19 protein-coding genes are annotated in these 20181 nt (G+C 72.2%); 8 read left to right on the top strand and 11 right to left on the bottom strand.

The window, feature by feature from the left end; all coding sequences use genetic code 11:
- Positions 1 to 45: 45 nt before the first annotated feature.
- Positions 46 to 1881, bottom strand: a complete 1836-nt coding sequence (locus OIE75_RS34070; protein WP_329473239.1) for a gamma-glutamyltransferase family protein — start codon at positions 1879 to 1881, stop codon at positions 46 to 48.
- A 233-nt stretch (positions 1882 to 2114) separates the two neighbouring features.
- Here OIE75_RS34070 and OIE75_RS34065 point away from each other — a divergent pair, with 233 nt between their 5' ends.
- The 4 genes from OIE75_RS34065 to OIE75_RS34050 all read left to right on the top strand — a co-directional run bounded on the left by OIE75_RS34065 (position 2115) and on the right by OIE75_RS34050 (position 5079).
- Positions 2115 to 2921, top strand: coding sequence for an ABC transporter ATP-binding protein (locus tag OIE75_RS34065; RefSeq protein WP_329473238.1), 807 nt, complete (start codon positions 2115 to 2117; stop codon positions 2919 to 2921).
- Positions 2918 to 3679 carry an ABC transporter permease gene (locus tag OIE75_RS34060; RefSeq protein WP_329473237.1) on the top strand — a complete coding sequence of 254 codons (762 nt, stop codon included), beginning with the start codon at positions 2918 to 2920 and terminating at the stop codon, positions 3677 to 3679. The genes OIE75_RS34065 and OIE75_RS34060 overlap by 4 nt, the downstream gene beginning before the upstream one ends.
- Positions 3680 to 3694: 15 nt before the next feature.
- Entirely contained in the window at positions 3695 to 4507 is an 813-nt protein-coding gene (locus OIE75_RS34055) for a MerR family transcriptional regulator (RefSeq protein WP_307016009.1), read from the top strand.
- A 68-nt stretch (positions 4508 to 4575) separates the two neighbouring features.
- Positions 4576 to 5079: a lamin tail domain-containing protein gene (locus tag OIE75_RS34050; RefSeq protein WP_307016008.1), complete on the top strand. Its 504-nt coding sequence runs from the start codon at positions 4576 to 4578 to the stop codon at positions 5077 to 5079.
- 199 nt (positions 5080 to 5278) lie between these two features.
- On the opposite strand, the gene dacB is transcribed toward OIE75_RS34050, so the two are convergent.
- The 8 genes from dacB to OIE75_RS34010 form a co-directional block, all read right to left on the bottom strand.
- The gene (gene dacB / locus OIE75_RS34045; RefSeq protein WP_307016007.1) at positions 5279 to 6634 is read right to left on the bottom strand and encodes a D-alanyl-D-alanine carboxypeptidase/D-alanyl-D-alanine endopeptidase; all 1356 of its coding nucleotides are present in this window, start codon (positions 6632 to 6634) and stop codon (positions 5279 to 5281) included.
- A gap of 184 nt (positions 6635 to 6818) precedes the next feature.
- The gene (locus OIE75_RS34040) at positions 6819 to 7847 is read right to left on the bottom strand and encodes a hypothetical protein (protein ID WP_329473235.1); all 1029 of its coding nucleotides are present in this window, start codon (positions 7845 to 7847) and stop codon (positions 6819 to 6821) included.
- Positions 7848 to 7902: 55 nt separating this feature from the next.
- Positions 7903 to 9225 (bottom strand): MFS transporter, encoded by a 1323-nt coding sequence (locus OIE75_RS34035; protein WP_329473234.1) that lies wholly within the window; start codon positions 9223 to 9225, stop codon positions 7903 to 7905.
- Positions 9222 to 10028 (bottom strand): ABC transporter ATP-binding protein, encoded by an 807-nt coding sequence (locus OIE75_RS34030; RefSeq protein ID WP_307016003.1) that lies wholly within the window; start codon positions 10026 to 10028, stop codon positions 9222 to 9224. Before OIE75_RS34030 ends, OIE75_RS34035 begins: the two co-directional genes overlap by 4 nt.
- A complete protein-coding gene (locus tag OIE75_RS34025) occupies positions 10025 to 11077 on the bottom strand; it encodes a FecCD family ABC transporter permease (protein ID WP_307016002.1) in 1053 nt (350 codons plus the stop codon). The genes OIE75_RS34030 and OIE75_RS34025 overlap by 4 nt, the downstream gene beginning before the upstream one ends.
- Positions 11074 to 12117 (bottom strand): FecCD family ABC transporter permease, encoded by a 1044-nt coding sequence (locus tag OIE75_RS34020; protein ID WP_329473232.1) that lies wholly within the window; start codon positions 12115 to 12117, stop codon positions 11074 to 11076. The genes OIE75_RS34025 and OIE75_RS34020 overlap by 4 nt, the downstream gene beginning before the upstream one ends.
- Positions 12114 to 13157 (bottom strand): iron-siderophore ABC transporter substrate-binding protein, encoded by a 1044-nt coding sequence (locus OIE75_RS34015; protein WP_307016000.1) that lies wholly within the window; start codon positions 13155 to 13157, stop codon positions 12114 to 12116. Before OIE75_RS34015 ends, OIE75_RS34020 begins: the two co-directional genes overlap by 4 nt.
- 137 nt (positions 13158 to 13294) lie before the next feature.
- Positions 13295 to 14065 (bottom strand): helix-turn-helix transcriptional regulator, encoded by a 771-nt coding sequence (locus OIE75_RS34010; RefSeq protein ID WP_329473231.1) that lies wholly within the window; start codon positions 14063 to 14065, stop codon positions 13295 to 13297.
- A gap of 97 nt (positions 14066 to 14162) precedes the next feature.
- On the opposite strand from OIE75_RS34010, the gene OIE75_RS34005 reads away from it, so the two are divergent.
- Positions 14163 to 15227, top strand: coding sequence for a lipoate--protein ligase family protein (locus OIE75_RS34005; protein WP_329473230.1), 1065 nt, complete (start codon positions 14163 to 14165; stop codon positions 15225 to 15227).
- Between the two features lie 17 nt (positions 15228 to 15244).
- On the opposite strand, the gene OIE75_RS34000 is transcribed toward OIE75_RS34005, so the two are convergent.
- Together OIE75_RS34000 and OIE75_RS33995 are read right to left on the bottom strand one after the other, a co-directional pair.
- Positions 15245 to 15922, bottom strand: coding sequence for a response regulator (locus tag OIE75_RS34000; protein WP_307015996.1), 678 nt, complete (start codon positions 15920 to 15922; stop codon positions 15245 to 15247).
- Positions 15919 to 17031, bottom strand: a complete 1113-nt coding sequence (locus tag OIE75_RS33995) for a sensor histidine kinase (protein ID WP_307015995.1) — start codon at positions 17029 to 17031, stop codon at positions 15919 to 15921. The genes OIE75_RS34000 and OIE75_RS33995 overlap by 4 nt, the downstream gene beginning before the upstream one ends.
- A gap of 166 nt (positions 17032 to 17197) precedes the next feature.
- Between OIE75_RS33995 and OIE75_RS33990 the strand changes: the two genes are divergently transcribed.
- The 3 genes from OIE75_RS33990 to OIE75_RS33980 all read left to right on the top strand — a co-directional run bounded on the left by OIE75_RS33990 (position 17198) and on the right by OIE75_RS33980 (position 20084).
- Positions 17198 to 18247 carry a carboxymuconolactone decarboxylase family protein gene (locus OIE75_RS33990; protein ID WP_307015994.1) on the top strand — a complete coding sequence of 350 codons (1050 nt, stop codon included), beginning with the start codon at positions 17198 to 17200 and terminating at the stop codon, positions 18245 to 18247.
- Entirely contained in the window at positions 18244 to 19068 is an 825-nt protein-coding gene (locus OIE75_RS33985) for a class I SAM-dependent methyltransferase (RefSeq protein ID WP_307015993.1), read from the top strand. The genes OIE75_RS33990 and OIE75_RS33985 overlap by 4 nt, the downstream gene beginning before the upstream one ends.
- A gap of 353 nt (positions 19069 to 19421) precedes the next feature.
- The gene (locus OIE75_RS33980) at positions 19422 to 20084 is read left to right on the top strand and encodes a hypothetical protein (RefSeq protein WP_307015992.1); all 663 of its coding nucleotides are present in this window, start codon (positions 19422 to 19424) and stop codon (positions 20082 to 20084) included.
- Positions 20085 to 20181 lie beyond the last annotated feature (97 nt).

Genomic DNA, 20181 nt, shown 5'->3' with positions numbered 1-20181 from the left:
GTGGTGTACTCCGGGTGGAATCGACACGAACATGAGGTGCGGGGGTCACCGGCCGACCGCGTACCCCTGCATGCCGCGCGGGTTCGCCGCCGCGGACAGCACGCCCGTCTCCGGGTCCCGCGCGACGGCGCACAGCCGGCCCTCCGACCATGCGTCGCCCACCGTGACGTCGTGCCCGCGGCGCCGCAGCTCCGCCACCACCTCGGCCGGCATCCGGGACTCGACGGTGACGCTGCCGGCCCGCATTCCGCGTGGGAAGAAGGAACCGGGGAAGCCGTCGTTGTGCCAGTTCGGGGCGTCGATGGCGCCCTGGAGGTCGAGTCCGCCGCGGATCCGCGCGCGCAGGGCGATCGCCAGGAAGAAGTGCAGCTGCCACTGGTCCTGCTGGTCGCCGCCGGGCGTGCCGAAGGCCATGACGGGGACGCCGTCGCGCAGGGCGATGGAGGGCGTGAGCGTGGTGCGGGGGCGGCGGCCGGGGGTGAGCGAGTTGGGCAGGCCCTCCTCCAGCCAGGTCATCTGCAGCCGGGTGCCGAGCGGGAAGCCCAGTTCGGGCACGACGGGGTTGGACTGGAGCCAGCCGCCGCTGGGCGTGGCCGAGACCATGTTGCCCCAGCGGTCCACGATGTCGAGGTGGCAGGTGTCGCCGCGGGTGCCGCCGTCGGCGGCGACGTCCGGTTCGCCCGGCACCGGGGAGGCCGGGCTCTTGGCGACCGTCGGCTCGCCGACCCCCAGGGCGTCGAACCCCTCGGCCTCGTCGGCCGCCAGCAGCGCGTGGGCGCTCAGCCGTGGGGTGCGGCCGCCCGGGCCGCCGGGCCGCAGTTCGAAGGACGCCTTGTCGCCGACGAGGTCGCGCCGCTCGGCGTTGTACCCGGCCGAGAGCAGGTCGTCGAGCGGCACCCGCTCCGCGCCGTCGGCGTCGCCGTACCAGGCCTCTCGGTCCGCCATGGCCAGCTTGCAGCCCTCGACCAGCAGGTGGACGTAGTCGGCGGAGCCGTACGCGGGCAGTTCGGGCGGGAGCAGCGCCAGCTGCTGGAGGAGGACGGGACCCTGGCTCCACGGGCCGGCCTTGCACAGGGTCCAGCCGTTCCAGTCGTAGGTGGCGGGAGCCTCGTAGTGCGCGGACCAGCCGGCGAGGTCGGCGGCGGTCAGCGTGCCGGTGTGGCGTTCGCCGCTGGTGTCCGTGGTGGGCCGGCCGGCCTGTCGTACGAGGGCCTCGGCGATGAACCCGGAGCGCCAGACCTCCCGCGCGGCGTCGATCTCCGCCTCCCGGTCCCCCGCGCCGGCCGCTTCGGCGAGCAGCCGCTTCCAGGTGGCGGCGAGGGCGGGATTGCGGAACAGCTCGCCGGGCCGGGGCGGGCGGCCGTCCGGGAGGTAGACCTCGGCCGAGGTCGTCCACTCCGTCTCGAACAGGTTCCGTACGGTCTCGACGGTCTCCGCGACGCGCTCCACGGGCGCGTGCCCGTGCTCGGCGTAGCCGATGGCGTACTTCAGCACGTCGGCCAGCGTTTTGGTGCCGTGGTCGCGCAGCAGGAGCAGCCAGGCGTCGAAGGCTCCGGGCACGGCGGCGGCCAGGGGGCCGGTGCCGGGTACGAGGTCCAGACCGAGCCCCTTGTAGTGCGCGACCGTCGCCCCGGCGGGCGCGACGCCCTGCCCGCACAGCACCCGCACCTCGCCGCCCGCGGGCGCGAGCAGGATCGGCACCTCCCCGGCGGGCCCGTTGAGATGCGGCTCGACGACGTGCAGCACGAAGGCACCGGCCACGGCGGCGTCGTAGGCGTTGCCCCCGTCCTCGAGGACGGCCATGGCCGACTGCGAGGCCAGCCAGTGGGTGGAGGACACCATGCCGAAGGTGCCCTGGAGGGTGGGTCGGGTGGTGAACACGGGGCCTCTCTCACATCGTTGTCCGCGTGACGCTCTCCTCGTCCCGCTCCGTCGGCAGGCTATCGATCGTTCTCCGGCGACGGCGAGGCCGAGTCCCTTCCGAATTCCGGAAGTCAACCGGGTTGACCCTGACGCCGGGTCAACCCTTCATCCTTCCCGCAGGAGCTTCCTCGCGGTCGCCTGGAACGGCTTCACGGAGACGGCTCCACGGAGGACGAAGGAGGCAGATGACCATGACGGCCCAATCTTTGGCCGGTCCGGCGATCCGTGTGCGGGGGCTGGAGAAGTCGTACGGGAAGCTCGACGTGTTGCGCGGCGTCGACTTCGACGTGGCGCGGGGCAGCATCTTCGCCCTGCTCGGCTCGAACGGGACGGGCAAGACCACGACCGTGCGCATCCTCGCCACGCTTCTGAAGGCCGACGCGGGGACGGCGAGCGTGAACGGGTTCGACGTCGCCACGCAGCCGGCGGACGCGCGGGAGTCCATCAGTCTCACCGGTCAGTTCGCGGCCGTCGACGGGATCCTCAGCGGCCGGGAGAACCTCGTCCTGGTCGCCAGGCTGCGCCACCTCGAGGATCCGGGCGCGGTCGCGGACGACCTGCTGAGGCGCTTCTCGCTGACCGAGGCGGCGGGGCGGCGGGTGTCGACGTACTCGGGTGGGATGCGCCGCCGCCTGGACATCGCGATGAGTCTCATCGGGGACTCTCCGGTGATCTTCCTGGACGAACCGACGGCCGGACTGGACCCCGAGGCGCGCATCGAGGTGTGGGACGCGGTCAGGGAACTCGCCCGCGACGGAACGACGGTGCTGCTCACCACGCAGTATCTGGAGGAGGCCGAACAGCTGGCCGACCGGATCGCGATCCTGCGCCAGGGCCGGATCATCGTGCAAGGCACCCTCGCCGAGCTCAAGCGGCTCTTCCCGCCCGCGCAGGTCGAGTACGTCGAGAAGCAGCCGACCCTCGAAGAGATCTTCCTCGCGGTGGTCGGCGGAGAGACGAGCCGCGCCACCGGCACGACACCCGAGGGGCACCGATGACCGCGCACTTCCTCAGTGACACCGCCGCGCTCACGGGGCGGACCCTGCGGCACGTCACACGCAGCACGGACACCATCATCACGACCGTCGTCACGCCGGTCGCCATGATGCTGATGTTCGTCTACGTGTTCGGCGGCGCCATTGAGACCGGGTCGGTCTCGTACGTGAACTACATGCTGCCCGGCATCCTGCTCATGACCGTCGCGTCGGGCATCTCGTACACCGCGTACCGGTTGTTCACCGACGTGCAGAGCGGGATCTTCGAGCGGTTCCAGTCCATGCCGATCGCGCGGTCGGGTGTGCTGTGGGCGCATGTCGTCACCTCGCTGGTGGCCAACCTGATCGCGCTCGTGCTCGTCATGGGCGTCGCCGTGCTCATGGGGTTCCGCTCAGGGGCGGGAGTGTCCGCATGGCTCGCGGTCGCCGGCCTCCTGCTCCTGTTCACCCTGGCGCTGACCTGGCTGGCCGTGATCCCCGGGCTCTCCGCGTCGTCGGTCGAGGGAGCGGGCGCGTTCGCCTACCCGCTCATCTTCCTGCCGTTCGTCAGCTCGGCGTTCGTGCCGACCGACACGATGCCCGGCCCGGTGCGCTGGTTCGCCGAGCACCAGCCGGCGACGTCGATCGTCGACACGATCCGTGCCCTGTTCGCCGGGCAACCGGTCGGCGACGACATCTGGATCACGCTCGCGTGGTGTGCGGGCATCCTCGTCGTGGCGTACGTCTTCGCGATGCTCGCCTACCGCCGGAAGATCGCCTGAGGCAGGCTGAGACCCATGCTCACCATCAGTCAGCTGGCCGCGTACGCCGGGGTGACGGTTCGGGCGGTACGCCACTACCACAAGATCGGGCTGCTGCCCGAGCCCGAGCGCGACCGGTCCGGGTACCGCACCTACGACGCCGTCGCGGTCGTGCGACTGATCCGGATCCGCACCCTGGCCGACGCGGGCGTGCCGCTGGCCAGGGTGCAGGAACTCCTCGACGCCGGTCCCGAGGAGTTCGCCGCCGGCGTGCGGGAGATCGACAAGGACCTGCGCGCCGAGATCCGGCGGCTGCGGGGCACCCGGGGCCGGCTCGCCCGGCTCGCCGCCGGGGAGCAACTGGCGCTGCCGCAGTGCGTCGTGGGGTACCTCGACCGGCTGCGTGGTCTCGGCGTCGGTGAGCGGTACGTCGAGCTGGAGCGGGACGCCTGGATCATGATCGCCGCGCAGGTGCCGCACCTGATCGACTCCGTGATCGCCAAGAAGCACGAGGAGCTGGACGACCCCGACATGGTGAGGCTCTATTCCTTCTTCACCGGGGAGCCCGACTGGCGGGCCGACGATCCGCGGATCGTCGAGATCGCCGACATCCTGGAGCGACTGATGATTCGCGCCGTGGAGGCCGGCGAGGTGGGGGAGGACGGCTTCGACGATCAGTTCGTCGCCCTGATGGACTCGGCCATGGTGGCGTCCGCGCCGGGTGCCGAACTGGTGCTGGCGATTCTGCAGGAGCGTGGCTGGAGGGGCTGGACCCGCATAGAGCGCGTGCCTGCCGACCGGCTCGGCATCGCACCCGAGGCCTTGGATGGTCACAATTCCCTCACATGACCACCATCTTATATTCACTCTGGATAGGCTCCGGGGGCTCCATTCGCACCACTGAGGGGGGATTCCTCATGCGCACCCGCCGTTTCCTGACCGCTGCCGCCGCCACCACGGCCGTCACCGCGTTCGGCCTGGCCGCAGCCGTCCCGGCGCAGGCCGCCGAGTACTCCTCGGCCCTGAAGATCAAGGGTGTCCAGTACGACGCCCCCGGCCGGGACTCCAACAAGTGCTCCGGCGGCAACACCAGGAACGAGTACCTGACGATCAAGAACTACTCGAAGACGACGACCGTGAACCTGAAGGGCTACAAGGTGAAGGACGCCGTCGGCAACACGTTCACCTTCAGGAACAGCCACACGCTTCAGCCCGGGGACCTCGTCAGCCTGCGCGGCGGACGCGGCACCGACTCGGACGCCGGCAACGTCGTCTACCGCCAGAACTGCAACTTCATATGGAACAACGACAAGGACACCATCTACTTCTACAAGCCCACCGGGGCCCGTGCCGACGTCCACGCCTACACGAAGAAGGCCAACGACAGGGACGGCAACGGCTACATCACGTACCACGGCTGACCTGTCACCACGTCCGTGAATGCCGAGTGGCGAGAATCGGGGCTCTTGCCCGAAGGGCCAGGTGCCGCTGCACTCGCGGCACCGTCGCCAGGCGTGACCACCGGTCCCCGATTCCGCTCGGTTCTTCACCGAAACTCCGCACGCGTCCGCCCGCGCACCGCCGCCTGGCGACGCGCGGACGGGCGTGCGGTGCGGGGTGTCAGGCCCAGCAGCCGTTCACCGTGGCGGCGAGGCCGTCCATGGCGTCCTTGATGTCGCTCGGGTTGGCCGACGAGTTGTTCTCGATGAAGGAGAAGATCCGCCACTCGCCGTCATCGGTGCGGGTGACACCGCTCAGGGCGATGGCGCCGGTGAGTGTGCCGGTCTTCGCGTGCACCTTGCCGACGGCGCACTTGGAGTTGGCGTCGTCGAAGCGCCCCCACTCCGGGCCGAGGCTGGCACCGGCCTCGCCGGCGACCGGCAGGCCCTCCAGGATCGAGCCCAGGGCCGGGGACTCCGTGATCGCGTCGAGGAGCTGTGCGAGGGTCGCGGCGGGGATGCGGTCGGCGCGGGAGAGGCCGCTGCCGTCGTACATCTCGAAGTTGTCGAGCGACACCCCGTACGAACTGAGCACCTGGCGGACGAGTTCGGCGCCGCTCTCGAAGGTGGCCGGCTTCCCCAGCTCCACCGCGGACATCCGCAGCAGGGTCTCGGCGATGTTGTTGTCGCTCGTCTTGAGCATCTTCTTGACGATGTCCGACAGCGGTGCCGACTTGTGCTGCGCCACCGGTACGTCGGACTGCTGCGCCTTCGCCCGGCTGACCTCGCCGTCGACGGTGACGCCCAGCGCGGCGAGCTTCTTGGCGAAGACCTTGCCGGCGTCGATCGCCGTGTCGTCGACCGCGGCGCCGTCGACGACGAGCGAGCGGACCGGTGCGACCTCGGTGGGGTAGTAGCCCTCGTTCCAGCCCTTGGCGAGGCTGGGCTCGGCGAACAGGCTGTCGTCCACCCGGACCTTGACGCCGGTCAGGCCCGCGGCCTTGAGCCCGTCGACGGCGGTCCTGGCCATCTCGGCCACGTCGTCGCTGGTGAGGGTGCGGTCACCGCCGCCTACGAGGGTGAGGGTTCCGTCGCCGTACACGACCTTCGTGGTGAACTCGTGGTTCGCACCCAGCAGTGTCAGTGCGGTGGTCGCCGTGGCGAGCTTGGCGTTGGAGGCCGGCATGAGGGTGGTGGAGCCGTTGTGGTCCCACAGGGCGGTGTCCGAGTCGGCGTCGAGGACCACGCCGCTGACGTTCGTGCCCAGGCGCTCGTCGGCGACCCGCTCGTTGAGGTTCTTGACCAACTGGGCGTCGTCGGCGTCGAGGCCGTCGACCGAGATGCCCTGGGGTGCCGCGGCGCTGTCGTCGGCGGCGAAGGCCGAGGTTCCGGCCAGCGTGGCGGAGGCCACGGGCACGGCCATCGCGAGCACGAGGGCCCGCCGCGCGCCGATCCGGCCGACTCTCGCCCGGCGGTGCCGGCGGCGTCCGCCCGGGGAGAAAGTGTTCGTGGGGGTTTCGTCTGGCGTACCAGTCATAAAGTGAATTCCAAAGATCGGGTACTTCGTTCTGTGGGGGTGGAACGGCGGGCACGTTACCAGCCGTCAAGTGGGCGGCCGGAGCTGGAAATCAATGACTGTGAACGTCTTGAAAAACTTCTCCGGGCAATTCCGCTGCCCTTTCGGGCAATGACGGCGGTCCATTCCCGGTAGACCCGGTCCGTCAGCGGGAGTCGACCATCCGGTACTCGATGGCCGTCACGCGGGGCTTGCCCTTGGGGTCGAGTAGGGCGAGACCCTGGCCCTGGAACTCGTCGGTGACCACGTCCCGCTTGGACGAGTCGTAGAGGCCCTCCTCCTCCGTGGGGGTGATGTCGAAGCTGCTCATGTACCTCGGCTTGAGCATCAGTTCCTGCGTGTGCGCGGTCGGGAAGAGCGCGAGCGTCCCGCCGTTCGCGAGCTTGAGCGCGTAGACCTTCGGGTGGGCGGGGTCCTTCGCGAAGTACTTCTCGGTGGCGAAGTTCTTGACGTCGTCGTCGGGTCCGTCCTGATAGACGTCGATCGAGTCCTTCGAGGTCTTGGTGGAGACGAACGCGGAGGCGGCCTTCTTCTTTCCGCCCGTTTCGAAGAAGTCCTCGTAAACGGAACCGAGTTGGTCCGGGGCGAGGCTGCCGACCCTGGCCGACGGGTCGGCGGGGCTGACGAGGCCGTTCTTGTCGACGGCGATCTCCGGGATCGGGGTGTCTTCGGCGTAGACCGCCATCGTGACCTTGAACGTGCCGCCGACCTTGTCGAAGACGATGAGCGCGCCCTCGCCCTTGGGGTCCTCACTGGAGCGCGCCTTGACGGCGAACCAGGTGGCTCCGCTGTCGACGGACGGGATCAGGTACTCGCGGTTCTCGTAGGAGAAGGGCGCCGTGTATTCCTTCTGCTCCTTCTCCGGCCATGTCTCCCACTGCTTGTAGTCGGCCTTGGACTGCTCGTGGACCTGTGCCGATTCCACGGTGCTCAGCAGCTTCGCGTCGCGTTTCGCGTTGGCGCGGTTGTTCGTCCGCTCGTAGGTGTCGACCACCTTCTTCGCCGCCTGCTCCGTTATGAGCGCCTTGGGGGCGGCGTCCTCACTCCGGGTCGGCGTGTCGGCGGCGCCCTCCTCACCGCCACCGCAGGCGGTGAGAGCGAGGGCGGTGGTCGCACCCAGGGCGAGCAGACTCAGGCGGCGCCCGTGCGGGGGCGGGGTCGTGGATCGGGGCATGCGGGGCACTCCTCCGTGCGGAAAGCGTGGCGACACGAACGGTCACTCACTGTTGTCAGTGGTTCACGCTAGCCTCACCGGTCCCCAAGTCCGCGCTCGGGTCCCGCTGTTGACCGACGCCCTCGGCGGCCCGGCGGCGGGCGTCCTCGTCCGTTCGGGCGTCGTAGCTGATCAGCTTGGGCAGGGCGGCGGTGAGCAGGCCCACCGCGGCGAGGCAGGCGAGGCCGCCGCTCCAGATCGCCGGACGCGCGCCGGTCCAGCCGGCCATCGCCCCGGCGCGGACCTGGCCGAGCTGCGGGCCGATGCTGTACGAGAGGACCTCGATGCCGGCGAGCCGCCCGCGCAGACGGTCGGGAATGGTCTGGTTCCAGATCGTCGAACGGCCCAGACCGCTCAGCATGTCCCCCGCTCCCGCCAGCCCGAGGCACACCAGCACCAGCCAGACCTGCGAGGTCCGGCCGGCCGCCGCGACGGCCAGGCCCCACCCGGCGGCGCCGCACACCACCAGCAGCCCGTGCCGCCGGGTCCGGGACACCCAGCCGCTGGTCAGGCTGACCAGCAGCGAGCCCACCGCCCCCGCCGAGTACATCAGCCCGAGCGCCCAGTCGGCGTCGAGGTCGTCGGCGAGGAACGGAAAGATGGTGTTCGGGAAGGCGAAGAACATCGCCGCCAGGTCGATGGCGTACGTGCCGAGCAGCACCGGTCGCGACCACGCGTACCGCGCGCCTTCGGCGATACCGCGCAGCGACGGCCTGGCCGCGTGCTCGGCGGGCGGTACGGGTGAGAGCCGACGGCACATCAGGACCGACCCGAGGAAGCAGGCCACGGTGGTGGCGTACGCCGGGACGTTGCCCGCGTACGCCACCACGAGGCCGGCCAGCGCGGGACCGGCGATCGCGCCGGCCTGCCAGCGCAGGGCGTTCAGCGCGGCGGCCGCCGCCAGTTGGCCGTGCGGGACGATCCGGGCCAGCAACGAGTCCAGCGCGGGCCGCTGGAGTCCGGCCAGGGCGGCCACCCCGGCCGCCACCACGTACAGCGGCCACAGCATCGGCCGCGGCAGCATCGCGTTCACGAGCAGGACCACCGCCAGCAGGCCCAGTCCCGCCTCGGTCACCACGATGACCTTGCGCCGGTCCACCGCGTCGGCGAGTGCGCCGCCGTACAGCCCGAAGACGACCAGCGGCACGAGTTCGACTGCGCCCATGACGCCGACCGCGAGCGGGGATCCGGTCAGGTCCTTGATCTGGAGCGGCAGCGCGATCAGGGCCATGACGCTGCCGAGGTAGGTGACGAGCCCCTGCACCCACAGGAGGCGGAAGTCCCGGGAGGTGCGCCAGGGGGCGAGGTCGGGGAGCAGGGCGGTGAGCTTCGGGCTCATGACGCCATCGAGTGGTGGCGGCCGATGGGAAGCACGAGGGGCCGGCCGGAGACCGGGTCCTCGATGACGCGGCTCTCCATGCCGTACACCGTCCTGACCGTGTCCTCGGTCATCACCTCCTCGGTGGTTCCGGCCGCGTGCAGCCGGCCGGAGGCCAGGGCGATGAGCCGGTCGGCGTAGCGCGCGGCCAGGTTGAGGTCGTGCAGGACCATGACGATCGTGGTGCCGCGGCTGCGGTTCAGGTCGGTCAGCAGGTCGAGCACCTCGATCTGGTGGCTGATGTCGAGGAACGTGGTGGGTTCGTCGAGCAGCAGCAGGTCGGTCTGCTGGGCCAGTGCCATCGCGATCCACACCCGTTGGCGCTGGCCGCCGGAGAGTTCGTCGACCGAGCGGTCCACCAGGTCCGTGGTGTGCGTGGCCTCCAGCGCGGCGGCGACCGCCGCGTCGTCCTTGGTCGTCCACCGCGCGAAGGCACGCTGGTGCGGATGGCGGCCCCGGCCCACCAGGTCGAGGACGGTGATGCCCTCGGGGGTGACCGGCGACTGGGGCAACAGGCCGAGGGTGCGGGCGAGTTCCTTGGCGGGCGTGCGGTGGACCTCCCTGCCGTCCAGGACGACGCGTCCCGCGCGCGGGACGAGCAGCCGGGACATGGAGCGCAACAGGGTCGACTTGCCGCAGGCGTTGGCGCCGACGATCACCGTGACACGCCCGGCCGCCAGCGTCAGGTCCAGGCCCTCGATGACGGCACGGTCGCCGTAGCCGAGCGTGAGGTCCTCGGTGGAGAGGGTGTGGGACGCGGTCACAGTGAGCCTCCGGCCCGGTTGGTGCGGACGATCAGGTAGACGAGGTAGGGGGCGCCGAGGACACCGGTGACGACGCCCACCGGGTAGCGGGTGTCGAAGGCGTACTGGCCGGTGAAGTCGGCGACCAGCACGAGCAGGGACCCGACCAGCCCGGCCGGCACCAGCAGGGAACCGCCGGTGCCGACCAGCCGGGCGGCGATCGGACCGGAGAGGAAGGCGACGAAGGCGATCGGTCCGGCGGCCGCCGTCGCGAACGCGATCAGCCCCACGGCCGCCACGATCACCGTGACGCGGGTGCGCTCCACCCGGACACCGAGCGCGGAGGCCGTGTCGTCCCCGAGGCTCAGCGCGCTCAGGTTGCGGGCCTGGGCGAGCAGCACCGGGCCGAGCACGAGCAGGGCGACGACCGTGGGCACCGTCTCTTCCCAGCTGGTGCCGTTGAGGCTGCCCGTGAGCCAGCGCATCGCCTCCTGGAGGTCCCACTCGGCGGCCTGCGACAGGACGTAGGAGGTGACGCTGTCGAGCAGCGCGGCGACACCGATGCCGATGAGGATGAGCCGGGTGCCGGCGACCCCGTCGCGGAACGCGAGCGTGTACACGAGCAGCGCCACCCCGAGCGCGGCGGCGATCGCGAGGACCGACACCTCGGTCCCGCTGAGGGAGAGGGTCACGATGGCGATGGCCGCCGCGGCGCTCGCGCCCGCGCTGATGCCGATGACGTCGGGGCTGGCCAGCGGGTTGCGGAGCATCGTCTGGAAGGTGACACCCGCCATGCCGAAGCTGAATCCGGCGGCGAGGGCGAGCACCGCGCGGGGCAGTCGCAGTCTGCCGACGGTGAAGGACGCGCCCGGCACCTCCTCCCCCATGACCACGCGCAGCACGTCGTGCGCCGGGTAGAAGGTGTGCCCGGCCATGAGGGTGGTGGCGAACGCGGCGGCGACGAGCAGCAGCAGCGTCAGGACGAGCAGCCGTCGCCGGTACGCGCCGCGGATCCGGGCGCGGGTGACGGTCCGCAGCGCGGACGGGACGCTCGCGGCAGGGGCGCTCACAGGGATCTGACCTTCTGTCGGCGGACGATGTGGATGAAGAAGGGGGCGCCGATGACCGCGGTCAGGATGCCGACGTCGATCTCGGCCGGCCGGGCCACGATCCGTCCCAACACGTCCGCGGCCGTGAGGAGCACGGCACCGCCGAGCGCGGAGAACGGCAGGAGCCGGCGGTGGTCGACGCCCGCCAGGAGCCGGCAGGTGTGGGGTACGACGAGGCCGACGAAGGCGATCGGCCCGGCGACGGCGGTGGACGCGCCGCACAGGACGACCGCGCCGAGCGCGGCGGTGGCCCGCACGAGCGCCACGCGTTCCCCGAGCCCGGCGGCCAGGTCGTCGCCCAGCGCCAGCGAGTTGAGGGCCCGCGCGGAGGCGAGGCAGAGCACGAAACCGGCGGCGAGGAACGGCAGCACCGTGCCGAGCTGGGCGTAGGAGGCGCCTCCGAGGCCGCCGATCTGCCACAGCCGGAAGGTGTCGGAGATGTCGTTGCGCGGCAGTACGACGGCGGTGACCAGGGAGGCGAGGGCGGCCGAGATGGCGGCACCGGCGAGGGCCAGTTTCAGCGGGGTGGCCCCGCCGCGTCCCAGCGAGCCGACGGCGTAGACGAACCCGGCGGTCAGTGCCGCCCCCGTCATCGCCACCCAGATGTACCCGGAGACCGTCGCGAGGCCGAGGTGGGCCATGGCGATCACCACGGCCAGCGAGGCGCCCATGTTGACGCCGAGGATGCCGGGGTCGGCGAGCGGGTTGCGGGTGACGCCCTGCATGACCGCGCCGGCCAGCGCGAGGGCGGCGCCCACGGTGACGGCGAGGAGGGTGCGCGGTAGGCGTTTGGCGACCGCCGCCTCCTCCAGGGTGTGTTCCGCCCCGCCGAGTGCCGACCACACGTCGGACCAGGCGACGTCGCGGGAGCCGAGGGCGAGGGAGGCGGTCATGACGGCGAGCAGGACCGCGGCGAGCACCAGGAGCCAGATCACGGGGGCGCGCGCCGGACGCCGCACCGGGACGGCGTCCGACGCGCGCGGGGTGTCGGTGACGGTCACGCGGCCTTGTCCGCGGCCGCGGCGAGCGCCTTCACGTAGTCGTCCAGGACGTACGGGATGGACAGCGGGGTGGGGTTCGCGGCGGTCGCGAGGGGGGTGGTGCCGGGCAGCAGGTAGACGGAGTCCCGCTTGACGGCGGTCAGCTTCGAGGTGAGCGGGTCGTTCTTGAGGGCCTTCAGCAGTTCGCCCTTGTCGTCGCCGTAGCCGGTGACGATGTCGACGTCGTTGAAGTCGTCGATGCGCTCGGCGCTCTTGCTGAGCACGAACTTCTTGGTGTCCCGGGACGGCTCGGAGATGCTGGCCGGGATCTTCATGCCCAGGTCGGTGAAGAACTGGGTGCGGGTGTCGTGGGTGGTGTAGAAGCCGACCTCACTGACGTCCTTGGAGGACACGTGGGTCATGAACATCGCCGACTTGCCCTTGATCTGCGGGTACTTGGCGACGGTCTTGCCGATCCGCCCCTCCAGGCCGGCGATCAGCTCGTCGCCCTCGTCGGCCATGCCGATGGCCTTGCTGTTGAGCCGGATGATGTCGCGCCACGGGGTGGCCCAGGCGGCCTCGGGGTAGGCGACGACGGGCGCGATCTGGCTGAGGGTCTCGTAGTCCTGCGCGGTCAGGCCGGAGTACGAGGCCAGGATGACGTCGGGCTTGGTGTCGGCGACGGCCTCGAAGTCGATGCCGTCGGTCTCGTCGAACAGGACGGGCGTCTTGGCGCCGAGTTCCTTGAGCCGGTCCTCGGTCCAGGGCAGCACGCCGTCCGCGTCGTCGTCGCCGAAGTTGGCCTTGGCCATGCCGACGGGGACGACGCCGAGGGCGAGCGGCACCTCGTCGTTGGCCCAGTTGACGGTGGCGACGCGCTTCGGCTTGTCGGGGATGACGGTGGTGCCGAGCGCGTGCTCGATGCTCACGGGGAACCGGCCGGAGGCGTCGGTGCCGGCGGCGGCGCTGTCGTCCTTGGTGTCGTCCTGGCCGCCGCAGGCGGTGAGGCCGAACAGGAGGGCCGCCGCGAGGGCGAGCACACGAAGGCGGGGTGTTCTCATCGACCCGGGTTTCACTCTCAATAGTAAGTTAGGTAAGGCTTACCTGCACAGGTTAGAGAGCGGATGCGCGCGCATCAATCGAGCCTTTTCGACAGTCCTTGTAGCGATCGGGACACCCGGCGCGTCCCCCGGCGCCGTCAGCCCGCCCGGAACCTGCCCGGCGTGGTGCCGGTGGTCCGCCGGAAGGCGGCGCCGAAGGCACTGGCCGAGCGGTAGCCGACCACGTCGGCCACCACGTCCACCTCGAAGCCCTGGGAGAGCAACTGCACGGCGTGCTGGGCCCGCACCGAGGCGACCCACCGGGCGAAGCTGGTGCCGGTCTCGGTCCGGAACGCCCGGGTCAGGGTGCGGGCGCTGCACCCGAGGGCGGTGGCCCAGCCGGTGAGCGTCCGCTGGTGGGCGGGGTCCGCGCGGACCGCGTCCACGATCGGCCGCAGCAGCTCGGACGTGGGCAGCTGCACCAGCAGAGCACGCGGTGACGGCCGCAGGACGTCCAGGACCATGGCCTCGGTCACGGCCCGGGAGCGCGCGGACAGCTCGGGTTCCTCCAGCCGCTCCAGGAGGAGCCGGAGCAGCGGGGTGATGTCCACGGACACCGGCACGTCGGGCAGCGCCGACTCGGTGCCGTGCCGGAAGAAGTGGGCGCGGTAGGAGGTGCCCGCGACCGCGGACGCGGAGTGCAGCTGTCCGGCGGGCATCCAGAGCCCCAGCGTCGGCGTGATGCACCACACCTGGGTGCCGACCACGGCGGTGGACGCGCCGCGCTCGTTCCACAGCAGTTCGTGCCACGGGTGGGAGTGCTCGTTCCAGGCCGTGTCGGCGGCCACGACCTCCTCGTACCCCTTGATCACGAAGGAGACGTCGACCTCGCCGGCGGCGAGCGTCGGCAGTTCCCTGGTCACACGCATGCGGTCAGGCTAACCGGGCACCGGACCGGCCCGGCACGCGGTGGGAACACACCGGTCGGCCGGGCTGTTGCCCCGGATGCGGAACGGAGGCGCGACGGTGCACGGTGAATACAAGATCCCCGGCGGCAAGCTGGTCGTGGTGGACGTCGAGGCCGAGGGCGGTGTGCTGCGGCACGTGCGGGTGGCCGGTGACTTCTTCCTCGAACCGGACGAGGCCCTGGCGGCCGTGAACCGCGCGCTGGAGGGCGCACCGGTGGACACGGACGCGGCGGGGCTCGCCGCCCGCATCGACGCGGCGCTGCCCGAGGGCACCGTGATGTACGGGCTGACCTCCGAGGGCGTGGCGGTCGCCGTGCGCCGGGCGCTCGCGCACGCCACGGACTGGACGGACTACGACTGGCAGCTGATCCACGAGGGGCCCGAGTCCCCGGCCCTGCACATGGCGCTGGACGAGGTGCTGACCGCCGAGGTCGCCGCGGGCCGGCGCCCGCCGACGCTGCGGGTGTGGGAGTGGGGCGCCCCGGCGGTGATCATCGGCAGTTTCCAGTCGCTGCGCAACGAGGTGGACGCCGAGGGCGCCGCACGCCACGGCATCGAGGTGGTGCGCCGGATCTCCGGCGGCGGCGCCATGTTCGTCGAGCCCGGCAACACCATCACGTACTCCCTCTCCGTGCCGGACGCGCTGGTGCAGGGGCTCTCCTTCCAGGACAGCTACGCCTACCTGGACGACTGGGTGCTGGGGGCGCTCGGCGAGATGGGGATCCGCGCCTGGTACCAGCCGCTGAACGACATCGCCACCGACCAGGGCAAGATCGCCGGCGCCGCCCAGAAGCGCGTCGTCGGCCCCGGAGGCGGTCCCGGCGCCGTGCTGCACCACGTGACCATGTCCTACGACATCGACGCGGACAAGATGCTGGAGGTGCTGCGCATCGGGCGGGAGAAGATGTCCGACAAGGGCATCCGGAGCGCGAAGAAGCGGGTGGACCCGTTGCGCCGGCAGACCGGGCTGGCGCGCGAGGACGTGATCGGGCGGATGATCGCCTCCTTCGGCGCGCGGTACGGGCTGAGCCGGGGCAAGGTGACCGACGACGAGATGGCCCGGGCCCGGGGGCTGGCGGAGACGAAGTTCTCCTCCCCGGAGTGGACCGCGCGGGTGCCCTGACGGGCGGGAACCCAGGGCTAACGGGTGCCGCCCCGTGCCGTCACCATGCCCGACTCGTACGCGAAAACCACGAGTTGGGCCCGGTCTCGGGCGCCCAGCTTGGTCATCGCCCGGCTGATGTGGGTCTTGGCGGTGAGTGGGCTGATCACCATGTGCGCGGCGATCTCCTCGTTGCTCAGGCCGCGGGCGGCGAGCGCGGTGACCTCGCGTTCGCGGCGGGTGAGGCAGTCCAGGCCGGGGGCGGTGGAGCGGTCCGGGGGACGCGCGACGAACTCGCCGATGAGGGTGCGGGTGACCGACGGGGAGAGCAGTGCCTCGCCGCGCGCGACCACCTGGATGGCCTGGAGCAGGTCGGCCGGCTCCGTGTCCTTCAGCAGGAAGCCGCTCGCGCCCGCGCGCAGGGCCTCGAAGACGTACTCGTCCAGGCCGTAGTTGGTGAGGATGACCACGCGGACGGCGGCGAGGGCCGGGTCGGCGGCGATGCGGCGGGTCGCCTCGATGCCCGTCATCACCGGCATCTGCACGTCGACCAGGGCCACGTCGGGCACCTGCTCGCGCACCAGCGCCACACCCTGCTCGCCGTCGGCGGCCTCACCGACCACCTCGATGCCGTCCTCCGCGTCGAGGAGCGCGCGGAACCCGGCCCGCATCAGCGCCTGGTCGTCGACGAGCGCCACGCGCAGGACGTCACTCATACCGTCTCCTCCATCGGCAGTCTGGCGCGCACCGCGAAGCCGCCCTCCGCGCGCGGGGCGGCGTGCAGGGTGCCGCCCAGCGCCGTGACCCGCTCGCGCATGCCGGTCAGCCCGGTGCCCGGCACCGGCGGGCGGGCCGGATCGGCGGCTCCGTCGTCGTCCACGTCTATCGTCAACTCCCCGTCCCCGCCGCCGCCGTAGTCGATGCGTACCGTGATCTTCGCCGGGCCCGCGTGCCGGGCCGCGTTGGTGAGGGCCTCCTGGACGATGCGGTAGGCGGCCCGGTCCACCTCCGGCGGCAGCGGGCGCTCGTCGCCGGTGACCGTCAGGTCGACGGCCAGTCCGGCCGCGCGGGCCCGCTCCACGAGCAGCGCCGTGGTACCGGACGGCTCGTCGGCGCGCAGCACCTGGAGGGCCGAGCGCAGTTCGCGCATCGCCTCGCCGCCGGCCTCCTGGATGGCGAGCAGCGCGGGCGGCACCTCCTCGCCGCGCTTGCGGGCCAGATGGACGGCGACGCCCGCCTGGAGCTTCACGATGGAGATGCTGTGGGTCAGCGAGTCGTGCAACTCCCGGGCGATACGCAGGCGCTCCTCACCGGCCCGGCGCAGAGCCGCCTCCTCGCGGGTGCGCTCGGCCTCCTGGGCGCGCTGTTCGGTCTGGCGCAGATAGGCCTGCCAGTTGCGGTCGGCCAGCCCCGTCACCACCGCGCACAGGAACCAGCCGGCGAGCAGTCCGGCCCGCTCGGCCACCTCCTGCGTGCCGGGCCCGGTCGCCACGTACCCCGCGAGGAACACCGTACTGGCGGCCGCCGCGAGGCCCCGGTGGCCGACCCGGGCGGCGGTGTGCACGGCGCCGAGGACGGGCAGCGCGGAGAGCGGCCCGGGGTGCGCGTGGACGACGTACGCCGTGCCGAGGAGCGTGGCCGCGGCCAACACCGCGCGCGGGGCGGCGCGGTGGAGGGCCAGGGACGCCGAGGCGAGGGCGATGAGCGTGACGTCGAGCGCGTCCGTGCCGTCGTCGAAGGCGGCGACGCCCATGCCGAGGGCGCCGACCACGGCCGCGAGGACCACGTCGGCGAGTACCCTGCGATCGATCTGACGCCCACTCATGCCCGCAGACTAGACCGGCCCGCCGACAGGCGCGTCGGCCCTGTGGACGGCACCCGGACTACTCCCGGCGAAGTAGTGCGCCCGGTGACCGCGACCGTCGGCGCAGTGCGGACCGTATCCGGCCGTACGACGACCGCGGGCGGTCCCGCGGCGCAGGCTGCTGTGCATGCCCACACCCTTCCGTCACACCGAACCGCCCTCGCCGAAGGCGGCCACCGGCCGCGTCGCCGAGGCCTACGCCCAGATGGCGCGGGACTTCGGCATCGCCGAACCCTCCACCTTCGTGGTCCTCGCCTCCGCCCCCGCCCTGCTCGCCCCCGCGTGGGCGCTGATGCGCGAGTCCCTGATCGCCGGTCCCGGCGACCGGACCGGCAAGGAGGTCGCGGCGTTCGGGGTGTCGTCGGCCAACAAGTGCCCGTTCTGCGTGGACGCGCACACCGTCCTGCTGCACGCCACCGGCGACCATGCACTGGCCGAGCGGCTGGCCCGGGGCCTGGAACCGGAGGACGAGCGGCACGCGCGCGTGCTGGACTGGGCGCGGCGCACCCGCGAGCCGGGGTCCGCGCGGGAGCCGTACCCGTTCCCGCGCGAGGAGGCACCCGGCTACCTGGGCACCGTGCTGGCCTTCCACTTCATCAACCGTGTGGTGTCCGCGCTGGTGACCGAGAACCTGCTCCCGGCCGACGCGCAACGGCTGCGTCCGGTGCGGAGCCTGGCGGGCCGCTCGCTGTCGCGTGCCGTGCGCCGGGTCGTGGCACCCGGCGCCTCGCTCCCTCTGCTGGACGATCCTGGGCCGGGCCCGCAGTGGGCGGCGGGCACGCCGGTCGGCCCGGCGTACGCGGCGCTGCGCACCGCCGCGCTGTCCGGCGCGGGGCTCCTGGACACCGACGACCAGGCCCTCGTACGCCGGACCCTGGACGCCTGGGGCGGGGCCCATCCGCCCCTCGCGCCCGACCCGTTCCCGGACCGGCGGACCCGGCCCGGGGCGCGGCTGGCGCTGCTGGCCGCGTGCGCGCCGTACCGGGTCACGGACGCGGACGTGGCGGCGTGGCGCCGGCCCGAGCACACCGACCACTGCCTGGTGCACCTCGTCGCGTACGGCGCCTTCGCCGCCGTGGACCGCGTGGAACGCGGGCTGTCCGCGCCCGCCGCCCGACCCGCCCGCCGCCCGGCCGCCCCCTCCACCGCTCGTTCCACCGCCAAGGAGACCTCATGACCCTCGTCGCCAACTCCCGCCAGGCCGAAGCCTGGAACGGCCCCGTCGGCGCCCACTGGGCCACCCACCAGGCCCGCTACGACGCGATGCTGGCCGGGGTGAACGACGCCCTGTTCGGCGCGGCGGCCGTCGCGCCGGGCGACCGGGTCCTCGACGTCGGCTGCGGGGCGGGGGCGACCACCCGGATCGCGGCGCGGCTCGCCGCCCCCGGGCACGCCGTCGGCGTCGACATCTCGGCGCCCCTGCTGGAGCGGGCCCGCGCGAGCACGGCGGCCGAGGGGGTCGCGAACGCGGCGTACGAGTGCGCCGACGCGCAGGTGCACCCCTTCCCGGCGGACGCCTACGACGTGGTCGTCAGCAGGGGCGGGGTGATGTTCTTCGAGGACCACGCCGCCGCCTTCCGCAATCTCGCACGGGCGCTGCGTCCCGGCGGGCGGCTCGCGTTCGTCTGCCCCCAACCGCCGGGACCGCACTCGCCGGAGGCCCGGACGCTCGCGCTGTTCGCCCGGCTCGTCGACGAGGAGCCCGGCGCCGAAGCGGTCGCCGCGCGGACCGCGATGGCCTCACTGTCCGACCCGGACCGCGTCCGGGAGGTCCTCGCCGGGTGCTACGAGGAGGTGACGGTGGAGCCGGTCACCGTGGAGGCCGTCTGGGGCCGCGACGTCCCGGACGCCGTCGAGTTCCTGCTGTCGCGCTACCCGGGCGGCGCGCTCCCCGCGAGCCGTCTGGTCGAACTGGAGGCGGCCCTGCGCCCGTACGCCACCGACAGCGGCGTCCGCATGCGGGCCGGGGTGTGGTTGGTGACCGCGGTCCGCCCCTGACGCGAGCGCCGCCCCCGACGACCGGTCACCGCCGGGGGCGGCCGTGCCCCGAAGCGAACCTCGCGGACACACCGGCGGCACCGGACCGCACGACCGCAACCGGCAGGGCACCAACACCGGCGCACAGCGCCGACCCGCCCGCTACCCGCATCGGGCCCGCCCCCCCCTCCGCACGCGCCCGCCCCGCGGCGCCGGCACCAGCCTCCGCCCCTGGGCCCCCGAACACGCTCCATCTGCGTCACCGCCCGGCCACGCACCGAGTTCGGGCTTCCGCCCCACAGGGAGTCGTGTGAGACTGACGTCCCGTCCGCAGTGCGGACCCCCCTCCGCACCATCCCCCCGAGAAGTGCGCCGTGCGTTCTCTTCCCCTGCCGCTCGCCCTGACCGCGCGTCTGGCGCCCGTCGCCGTGCTCGCCACGGCGGGCTGGGCGCTGTCGTCCGGGCCGGACACCTCACCCGCCGCGAAGGACAAGACGCCGCCCGACACCGCCGAGCGGTCCGCCTCCGCGCCGGCCACGGAGGCCGCGACCAAGACGTACGCCACCGCCCCCGCGCCGTGCGGGAGCCTGGCCACGAAGACGGTCGCCTCGCTGGTGCCGGGTGCCAAGGCGGCCGGCAAGGAGATCCCCTCGACCGACACGGACGTGCGCCGCACCTGTTCGTGGAACGCGCTCAAGGGATACGACTACCGCTGGCTGGACGTCTCCTTCGAGGTGATGGCGTCCGACGAGGCGGCGCAGAAGTCGTACAAGGAACGGGTCGCCGACCGCAGCGGGGGCGGCGAGGTCCCGGGGCTCGGTGACGGCGCCTACTCGGTGGTGAACCTGACCACCGAGGACAAGCAGCAGACGCGCGAGGGCACCGTGCTGGTCCGCGCGGCCAACGCCCTGGTGATGATCACGTACAACGGCAGTGACTTCGAGTCGAAGAAGGCGCCGTCCTCGGACACCATCAACAAGGGCGCCATCAAGGCGGCCAAGGAGGCCGTGGCGGCCCTGTCCAACGGGCAGGACTGAAACGGAATGCAAGGTTCCGTGACATCCGTCACGTCGCTCACCGATCTCTCCGGGCACCTTAGTAGACACCGTCTCCGCGACAAATAGGACTTTGTCC

The sequence above is a fragment of the Streptomyces sp. NBC_01723 genome (assembly GCF_036246005.1).
GTDB lineage: Bacteria > Actinomycetota > Actinomycetes > Streptomycetales > Streptomycetaceae > Streptomyces.
Note: the sequence above shows the minus strand (reverse complement) of the source record. Positions and strands in the feature narration are given on the sequence as shown.

What these genes read in the sequence shown, in the direction of transcription:
- OIE75_RS34055 (WP_307016009.1), top strand. Translation starts at nt 3,695, where the DNA reads ATGCTCACCATCAGTCAGCTGGCCGCGTACGCCGGGGTGACGGTTCGG.
- OIE75_RS34000 (WP_307015996.1), bottom strand. Translation starts at nt 15,922, where the DNA reads ATGAGTGACGTCCTGCGCGTGGCGCTCGTCGACGACCAGGCGCTGATG.
- OIE75_RS34060 (WP_329473237.1), top strand. Translation starts at nt 2,918, where the DNA reads ATGACCGCGCACTTCCTCAGTGACACCGCCGCGCTCACGGGGCGGACC.
- OIE75_RS34050 (WP_307016008.1), top strand. Translation starts at nt 4,576, where the DNA reads ATGCGCACCCGCCGTTTCCTGACCGCTGCCGCCGCCACCACGGCCGTC.
- OIE75_RS34015 (WP_307016000.1), bottom strand. Translation starts at nt 13,157, where the DNA reads ATGAGAACACCCCGCCTTCGTGTGCTCGCCCTCGCGGCGGCCCTCCTG.
- OIE75_RS33995 (WP_307015995.1), bottom strand. Translation starts at nt 17,031, where the DNA reads ATGAGTGGGCGTCAGATCGATCGCAGGGTACTCGCCGACGTGGTCCTC.
- OIE75_RS34065 (WP_329473238.1), top strand. Translation starts at nt 2,115, where the DNA reads ATGACGGCCCAATCTTTGGCCGGTCCGGCGATCCGTGTGCGGGGGCTG.
- OIE75_RS34010 (WP_329473231.1), bottom strand. Translation starts at nt 14,065, where the DNA reads ATGCGTGTGACCAGGGAACTGCCGACGCTCGCCGCCGGCGAGGTCGAC.
- OIE75_RS34040 (WP_329473235.1), bottom strand. Translation starts at nt 7,847, where the DNA reads ATGCCCCGATCCACGACCCCGCCCCCGCACGGGCGCCGCCTGAGTCTG.
- OIE75_RS33990 (WP_307015994.1), top strand. Translation starts at nt 17,198, where the DNA reads ATGCCCACACCCTTCCGTCACACCGAACCGCCCTCGCCGAAGGCGGCC.
- OIE75_RS33985 (WP_307015993.1), top strand. Translation starts at nt 18,244, where the DNA reads ATGACCCTCGTCGCCAACTCCCGCCAGGCCGAAGCCTGGAACGGCCCC.
- dacB (WP_307016007.1), bottom strand. Translation starts at nt 6,634, where the DNA reads ATGACTGGTACGCCAGACGAAACCCCCACGAACACTTTCTCCCCGGGC.
- OIE75_RS34035 (WP_329473234.1), bottom strand. Translation starts at nt 9,225, where the DNA reads ATGAGCCCGAAGCTCACCGCCCTGCTCCCCGACCTCGCCCCCTGGCGC.